We start from the raw sequence: 2030 nt of genomic DNA on the forward strand, positions 1-2030 counted from the left end.
ACATCCCTAATAGCTTAGCCTCTCTCTCCTCAGAGTGTATTGGTTGTATTCTCCCTACGTACCGCGCTTTATGCGCGGTATCTAGAATGGTTGAGATATTTTTTATTTTAAAAGCCCTGGATAACGTCCATAAAGCACTGTCGTAGGTTGAAAAAATTTAAGATCCAATCAAATATTTTAGAACCCAAAGCATATTAATTAATACAAAACAAAGAGTTAATCTGTATAATCCAATTCCCGGAACTGGGCGGAATATTAAATGAATCACTTCATTCTTAATCCATAATTTAATCTGTTGGCTTACTTTAAAAGATACAATGAACTCACCACATAAAATCGCAGAAAAATACCTTACGGTAATGAAAAAATCACTTACTGGTTCTTTAGACACTTCGCAACCAGATCACTGGCAATTTAATATTGCTTCTGCCAAGGCCTTTAGGTCATTTATGACGAATGGCCAAGTTAGAACCCTAATTGGTCCTAAACGATTAGATAATATAGAGCAATCAATAAAACATATAACGAGCAACCATGTAGTTGGTGATATTGTTGAGGCAGGATGCTGGCGAGGTGGTGCTTTATTGTATTTGAAAGCCTGTCTAAATGTCTATGATGATCAGAATGTGATCCCCAGGAAGGTTTGGGGTGCTGATTTATTTCCTGAATCAAGTTCCTTAGTGACTTCTTATGGTAAATTAATTCGTCTTAAAAGTTTATTAAAAATCCGAGCACTTTTGCCTAAAAAATCCCAACAACGCCTGGCGAATTATGTAATGGAAGCCTTTCCTAATGAACAATATGACAAAACTACTTTAAATAAGATTTTTGCGCTTGCCAATTCATTAACCTACATTAAAAAAGAATCCTTAATTTCAACCTCTCATCAGGATCTTCTTGAAGCATTCAAACGATATGATCTCCATGATGATTCAATAAAATTAATACCAGGCTGGTTTAAAGACACCTTACCGCAAATGCAAGAGCAAATTGAACAGATTGCCCTTTTGCGAATTGACGCTGATTTTTATCAATCAACGTTGGATGTACTTAACGCTTTATACCCAAAACTTTCGCAAAATGGTATTTGTATTATTGATGATTATGGTGGCTTTACTGAATGTCAAAGGGCGGTGGATGAGTATCGCAAACATCATCAAATTACTGAACCCCTGGAATCAGTTGACGGCACTTGCTATTACTGGGTCGTGCAGAATCGCATCCAACAATGAAGTTAATACTTGGCCTGGTCCAAGCTCAACAAAGTCCAAATATCCTAAAGCCAAACAATATTCAATGCTTTGATGCCAAAACACTGGGTTCACTAACTGTTGACTCAGTAGTTTAGGCATCTCGATTGAACAATCCACATGTGCCCGCGCTGTTGCATTTAATATGATGGGATATCGCGGTGGATTTAACTTAAATTCCTTGAGATAAGCATAAAATGTTTCAGCAGCCCCATGCATCAGGGGTGAATGAAATGCGCCGCTTACCTTTAAGGGAATAAAGCGACCTTCAACGAATAACTTGGAACTTGCATCAATTGATTCCTTTGTTCCTGAAATCACGGTTTGTAATGGGGAATTATAATTAGCAATCACCAAAGGCAACCGATTTTTTTCAATAATCTCTTCAATTTTAGCCGCACTGATTCCTACAATTGCCGCCATGCCCCCTTCTTTAGCTTCATTCATCAATTCTGCGCGCCGTTTAACGATTCTCAATCCCGTAGCAAAATCAAAAACTCCACCCACATACAACGCCGCATACTCGCCTAAACTATGCCCCAATACCATATCCACTTTTAAATTGGCTTTTCTCTCAAGCCAAGCCATAATCGAAATACAGTAAATGAGCGGTTGAGTGTAGCGCGTTTGATTCATTACCTCACTGAATACTGCTTGCTCAATGTCATAACCCAGGATCTGATTTGCCTCAGCAACCATCTCAGGAAATAATTTAAATAACTCTTTTCCCATTCCGTTGTATTGTGATCCTTGACCTGGAAATAATAATACACTCATAAC

2 protein-coding genes are annotated in these 2030 nt (G+C 38.1%); one reads left to right on the top strand and one right to left on the bottom strand.

Going from position 1 to position 2030, the window contains the following annotated elements; genetic code table 11:
• The first annotated feature begins 317 nt into the window (after positions 1–317).
• Entirely contained in the window at positions 318–1232 is a 915-nt protein-coding gene (locus ACWTEW_RS15655) for a TylF/MycF/NovP-related O-methyltransferase (RefSeq protein ID WP_454782591.1), read from the top strand.
• Here ACWTEW_RS15655 and fabD read toward each other — a convergent pair.
• Complete coding sequence (fabD, locus tag ACWTEW_RS15660; protein WP_454782592.1) at positions 1179–2027, bottom strand: ACP S-malonyltransferase; 849 nt, start codon at positions 2025–2027, stop codon at positions 1179–1181. The two genes, ACWTEW_RS15655 and fabD, sit on opposite strands and share 54 nt — an antisense overlap.
• Positions 2028–2030: the final 3 nt, after the last annotated feature.

The sequence above is a fragment of the Legionella stuttgartensis genome (assembly GCF_977063405.2).

Bases quoted from the DNA above. Each gene is read 5' to 3' on its own strand.
- ACWTEW_RS15655 (WP_454782591.1), top strand. From the start codon at position 318: ATGAACTCACCACATAAAATCGCAGAAAAATACCTTACGGTAATGAAA.
- fabD (WP_454782592.1), bottom strand. From the start codon at position 2,027: ATGAGTGTATTATTATTTCCAGGTCAAGGATCACAATACAACGGAATG.